Annotated in this window: 4 protein-coding genes; all 4 read left to right on the forward strand. The window is 43.6% G+C overall.

Annotated elements, in window-relative coordinates:
* Positions 1-67 precede the first annotated feature (67 nt).
* Complete coding sequence (locus GO009_RS13380; RefSeq protein WP_163626745.1) at positions 68-1,012, forward strand: FecR family protein; 945 nt, start codon at positions 68-70, stop codon at positions 1,010-1,012.
* 143 nt (positions 1,013-1,155) lie between these two features.
* Entirely contained in the window at positions 1,156-4,530 is a 3,375-nt protein-coding gene (locus tag GO009_RS13385) for a TonB-dependent receptor (RefSeq protein WP_239057468.1), read from the forward strand.
* Between the two features lie 17 nt (positions 4,531-4,547).
* On the forward strand, positions 4,548-6,122 hold the full coding sequence (locus tag GO009_RS13390; RefSeq protein WP_163626747.1) for a RagB/SusD family nutrient uptake outer membrane protein: 1,575 nt from the start codon (positions 4,548-4,550) through the stop codon (positions 6,120-6,122).
* Between the two features lie 171 nt (positions 6,123-6,293).
* On the forward strand, positions 6,294-6,785 hold a 492-nt coding region (locus GO009_RS13395; protein ID WP_163626748.1), incomplete at its 3' end, for an FAD-binding protein.

Consider the following 6,785-nt stretch of genomic DNA (forward strand, 5'->3'; position numbering starts at 1 on the left):
TTTACATCCAGACTAGGGGATGTTCCTTTTTTTTACGTCTTGCTAATAAATACCGTTCCTGAATACAATGAACAAAAAGGATATTATTGCATTGGTCGAAGGTCGTCTGACCAATGAAAGAAAGCAAGAAGTTGTCAAGTGGTTGCTCAAAAACCCAAAACAACAGCAACGCTATCATATTTTAAAGGCAAAGCATGTGGCCAAATCACTAAAACAGAGCGAGTATGGTAGTTCTGACAGTCGAAAAAGTATATATGCAAAATGGTACAAATACGTGGGGTACGCAGCTTGTGCAGTCTTAATCTTTTCTCTCACATATACATTGACCCTGCCTGTGGATCAAACCGAAACACCGGATGCTTCCCAAATTACATCGGCAACTTCAATTGGCGAGAATAAAACAATCATGTTGTCCGATGGCACCAAAGTAACCCTTAATGCCAACACCACATTGTCTTATCCCAAGGAATTTTCTGGTGAATTAAGAGAGGTCAGTTTAAAGGGCGAGGCATTTTTTGATGTGACCCACAATCCCAAAAAACCTTTTATGGTCGCCACAGGAAATGGGATGAAAATTCAGGTCTTGGGCACAGTTTTCAATGTAAAATCGTACCCGGAAGATTTAAATGTGGAAACAACCTTGGTTTCTGGGAAGGTAAAGGTGGTTGAAGAACGGGACCAAAAAACAGTGGTATTGAACCCATCCCAAAGGGCCACCTATGTTAAAGATGCCGATAAACTTATTGTAGATAATGTACAGACAGAAAACTTTACCGCATGGCGCCAGGGCAAACTTATTTATGATGAGACGCCGATACGCCAGGTAATAAGCGATCTAAAAAGAAAGTACAAAGTTGACATATCCGTTGAGTCACCAGGGATAATGGACTATAAATATACAGGGGAGTTCGATAACCTTGGTATAGAACAAATATTGGATCTTTTCGAAGTTTCCTCACCGATACTGTATCAAATAAAAAATAACCAAATAACACTTTATATGAAGAAATGACCCAAAAAAGAGAGGAGGGTGTTCCCGCACCCCCCTGCTCAATAATTATTTAACCACATAGAAATGTAATTAAACATCGTAAACTCATCAAAATTATGGAAAAAAAGGAACTTTTTTTACCAAAGGTCCCAATTATTAGGATAATGAAAATCTATTTAATCTTAGTGGCACTTACCTTGGCCAAGTTATTTGCTTCTGAGGCAAATGCCCAAAGCATTTCGTTAGAGGCAAACAATGTGAGATTAAAGAGGATATTGAACGAAATCGAACGCAAGAGCGATTACAGTTTTTTCTACAACAACAGTATAGTAGATGTGTATTCCAAAAAATCGCTAAAAGTAGAAAACAAGACATTGGATGCCGTATTGAACGAGCTGTTCTCGGAATCCGACATCGCCTTTAGTTTTGTTAGAGATCAAATCATTCTATTTCCAAAAGACAATCCCGAAATAAAAAACAAAATAGAGCGTCTTTTAAACAAACATGTCGATAAAATGCCGACAGCCCTGAGTCCCGATAAGATCAATGAGCTTATCAGGACCACGGTACAGTTTACCGTTAATGGAAAGATTACGGACAATGCCGGTACACCTATTCCAGGGGTATCTATTTTGGTAAAGGGAACATCCAAGGGTACTACCACCGATTTTGATGGTAATTACAGCATCATGGCAGATACTGGCGATGTTCTTATGTTTAGCTACATAGGCTTTGTAACCCAAGAAATTGAAGTCGGTGATCAACAGACCATAGACGTTGTTCTTAAAGAAAATGTGGCCGCCTTGGAAGAGGTTGTTGTTGTAGGTTACGGTACCCAGAAAAAATCAGACCTCACTGGAGCCGTTGGAGCCGTGGATAGCGAGACCCTCTTAAAAGCTCCAGTAAGCAATCCCCTCCAAGGGATGAGGGGGAAAGTAGCCGGTGTAAACGTGTTTTTAAACTCCGGTTCTCCAACAGGATCCCCTAGAATAGTGATTCGTGGTGTAGGTACCATCAATTCATCAACAGACCCCTTATATGTTGTAGATGGTGTAGTGATGGACGACATCCAATTCATAAACCCCAACGATATTGAACGCATGGAGGTATTGAAAGATGCATCATCCGCTGCAATATATGGGGCAAGGGGTGCCAATGGTGTAGTTTTGATCACAACCAAAAGAGGCTCAAAAGATGAAAAGATTTCAATTGGTTATGATGGTTTTTTAAGTGTGGGCCACCTTCGCAAAAAAATGGACCTGCTTAATGCAGATGAGTGGTTGGAAGTAGTAAGAACAGGTATGGAAAATACACCTAAGTACCGACCCAATGATCCAGCACCAGTATTCACAACCAATGACCCAAATTTATTTGATGCGCAAGGAAACCCGCTTTATGATACCGACTGGCAAGATGAAGCTACGCGTACTGCCTATTCCAACAATCACCAGTTGTCGATTCAGCAAGGGAGTGAAAAATCATCCATAGGGGTGTTTTTGAATTATTCCCACATTGAAGGAATAATGCTGAACAACAAATTGGATAGAATCAGCGGAAAAATCGCTTATGATGTTACTCCAAAAGATTGGCTAAAGTTGGGCGTTAACCTTATGGTGAACGATGTTAAGGATACGGAGTTTGAAGAAGGAGGAGGCGGTCAGTCTCCAAGAAGGACCATGATAGAAATGCCCCCGATTTTCCCTGTTAAATTTCCTGATGGAACGTGGAGCAATAGCCAAATGATCAGCGATGCCTACAACTTGGAATCCATGTCCAACCCAGTTCATGTATTGGAAACACAAGAAAGATTCTGGGAAAGAAACCAGCTTTTTGGAAATTTCTACGCGAATTTTACCATCATGCCAGGTTTGGAGTTTAGGACCCAATTCGGTTTCGATAAAAATATCAGAAATAAAAAGGAGTATTCACCAAGGGATTTGGTAAATATTTCAGCTCCAGATGGTTATGCCAGGATATTTAACGAGAAAAGCACGTATTGGCAACAGGAAAACTACCTTACCTATAACAAGGAATTTGGAGACCATAGAATAAACGCCATGCTGGGGTTAAGTTGGCAAGAGCGCAAGTACGAGTCCTCCAACATTTTTGCCAGAGGATTTAGTGACGACTTTTTCCGTTACAACAACATTGGCTCCGCCAGTAACCCAAGTGCGCCGGAATCCACAACTAACGAGTGGGCTTTGAACTCCTACTTTTTACGTGCCGGTTATACATTTAAAGACAAATATTTATTGACCTTGACAGGAAGGGTCGACGGTTCCTCGAGATTTGGAGCGGACAACAAATACGGATTTTTCCCATCGATTGGAGCAGGTTGGAATATTAGTGAGGAATCCTTTATGGAGGACGTAACCGCTATCAACCGATTGAAATTGCGTGGTAGCTACGGTATCACAGGTAACACGGAGATTGCTCCGTACAGTTCATTGGCCACGGTATCATCGGGTACGGTTTTACTGAACGGTACAAGGGTAAGCTCCAGTTCTGTGAATCGTTTGTCCAACCCAGGCTTGGAATGGGAAAAAACCAGTCAATTTGATATAGGGTTGGATTTGGCCGCCTTTGATTTTAGGTTGCGCTTTGAGTTCGACTACTACGATAAGTTGACCAAAGACCTTTTATTGGACAGACCCGTGCCGTACACAACCGGCTTTACTTCGGTAAGGGATAATATCGGTTCCGTTTCCAATAAAGGTATCGAGGCCATGATTACGGGAGAGATTATCCGTAAAGCCGATTTCGGTTGGGAGACTTCTTTCAACATGAACTACAATAAAAATAGGATTGAAAGTTTAGGTGAGAACGATGAGGACATTGAGCCAGGACCATTTTGGGTTTCAGGAAGTCAGACCATTCTTAGGGTAGGAGAATCCTTGAGCTCTTTCTGGGGTTACGAGCGTTTGGGAACTTGGGGAACCGACGAAGCTGCGGAGGCCGCTGAGGTTGGTGCTGTTCCAGGAGAGGCCAAACGATCTGCAGAAAAGAAAATCCTTGGAAAAGGTTTGCCAGATATCACAGGTAGTTTCATCAACACCTTCAGATATAAAAACTTCGATTTCACTGCAGATATTCAATTTGTGGCCGGTGTGGAGATCATGCAACAATTCTATCACTCCACAGAAGACCGTTCCGGTATTGCAAACGGACTTGCTACCATTCTTTATGATGGTTGGACCGAGAACAATCAGAACACCATGGTACAGGAAATCAGGAACCAAGCCTATGCAGGGCAGAATAGTCAGGTAGATAGCAGATGGGTGGTTGATGGTTCCTACATCAGAGGAAACCTATTCTCTTTGGGCTATAACTTCAATCAGCAGTTTTTGGATATCATGGGCTTGAACAGACTACGTGTTTATGCAAGTTTGGAAAACGCTTTCGTAATCCATTCCAAAGACTTTCAAGGGTACGATCCCGAAGCAACTTCTTGGGGTGGAAACCAATGGGGACAGAACATTTTCTTCTTCCAATACCCCAAGCCTAGGACATTTACCATAGGATGTAGCCTCAAATTTTAATACATAAAAAAAATATCATGAAAATTAAATATATAGTTTTTCTCATTGGAATGATTGTATTGGGCTCTTGTTCGGACTTTTTGGAAGAACAACCCCTTGCCGAACTTGATTCCAACCAGTTCTTTTCAGAACCAGATCAAGCATATAGTGCCGTGAATTCCCTGTATAGGACCGGAGCTCCCAATATGACGGATGGTGGGGTTTACAGTGGAACACCCCTAATGTTGGGCGGATATATGTCAGGTTATTTCTATAATGAGTACGCAGGTCAGGAATTGCATGTGAGCAATTCACAGGAGTTGACCCTGAACGGGGACAACATTGGAGGTTATTTGCAAGACAGATGGAGGGAACTTTACTTAGGGATCTCCAGAGCCAATAATGCCATCAAATATATTCCTGAAACCCCGGGATTGAGTGATTCGGAAAGAACACAATTGTTGGCCGAAGCCAAATTCTTCAGGGCATTTGCCTACTATTATTTGGTAAGATGGTTCGGTCCGGTTCCATTGACAACGGAGCCCTATGAATCTTTGGACAACCTGTATCTGGAAAGAAGCCCGATAGCCGATGTATATACCTTGATCGAGCAGGATTTAAAGGATGCTCTTGATGGTGGCTTACCAACGGTAAGTATGGTGGACAATGGCAAACGTGTTACTGCAGGAGCAGTGGCAACCTTATTGGCTGATGTGTACCTGACCATGAGCGGTAACCCATTGAACGCTGATCGGTATGCCGATGCAGCAGCATTATCCCAAGAAATCATCAACGGAACCTACGGTTCTTATGATTTGGTACAGCATGATGAAGTATCTCCGGGAGTAATCGATCCAGAAAACTCAGCATACAACAAGATCAGAAAAGGGGATGCATCAGCAGTGGAGCATATTTATATCAAAGAATATGATCCGGAGATAGCTACTTCGGTTTATCCAAGATATTCCTATCCAGTGGCACTGGCTTCAGAAGTTCTTTATGACATTACCAATGGGGGATATTTGCCTTCAGAAGGATTTTTGGACCTTTATGACCCTGATAATGACCTTCGAATTCAGGAAAAGCAGTTTTTCCATTCCAGTTTTGAAGATACAGAACAGACTTTTTCACCAGCACCGTATATATGGCACGATGACACAGCAGTTTTTGAAACAGCAAACTCAGGAAAGGATTTTGCAGTTTATGGTTATGCCGATGTGCTCCTGATTGCTGCCGAAGCCATTGCAAGATCCAGTGGGGTAACTTCCGATGCCATTAACTATTTGGCCCAAGTACGCTCCAGAGCTTATTGGGAATCCGATTTGGCCACGATTGAAGCAGACCTTACCGGTTTGGGAACAGAAGCCTTTGTACAAGAGGTGTGGAAAGAAAGACACAAAGAATTGGTGTTCGAATTCAAGACTTGGTTCGATATTGTTCGCACAGGTCAGTTTCCGGTAGCGGATGCACCAGGTAGCATATCCTTTGTAAATGCAGTGGGCCATACCACAGAAAGAGGCAAGCAAATTGAAGAAAAACATATGTTGTTGCCTTTGCCGGGACCTGAACTTCAGCGTAACCCTAGTCTGGGCACCGATAATAATGGCTATTAAATATATTTAATATGTATATGGGGCCCATGGAATCCTTTATGGATGATGGGCCTCGATTTTACCAATTAATATGCTTATGGCAATTCGTTGCATAACATTTTTATGTAAACACAGCGCAATGGTTGTCCGTTAAGCTTGATTCATTTACTCATAAAAACCAAACAAGAATCCATGCAGATAATAGAGAACGGCACGGTCTACGATGCGATCATAGTAGGCTCGGGAGCGGGAGGCGGAATGTCGGCGAAAGTTTTGTCGGAGGCGGGCCTGAAGGTCGCCGTGGTCGAGGCGGGCCCCTTTTTCGACCCGGCGATGCCGGAGCACCAGACGCAGTTGAAATGGCCCTACGAGAGCCCGAGGAGGGGAAAAAGTACCCGGTTCCGTCCTTTTGGCGACTTCGATGCGGCCTACGGCGGCTGGGACATCGAGGGGGAGCCCTACACCCAAGGGGACGGCACGAACTTCGATTGGTTCCGCTCGCGGATGCTGGGGGGTCGGACGAACCACTGGGGGAGGATCTCCCTGCGTTTCGGCCCGAAGGACTTCAAGCACAAGGACGTTGACGGGCACGGCGACAACTGGCCCATAGGCTATGATGACGTAAAGCCGTATTACGACAAGGTGGACAAGATGATCGGGGTGTTCGGCACCAACGAGGGGCTT

The sequence above is a fragment of the Allomuricauda sp. TY007 genome, from assembly GCF_010468565.1.
Taxonomy (GTDB): Bacteria; Bacteroidota; Bacteroidia; order Flavobacteriales; family Flavobacteriaceae; genus Flagellimonas.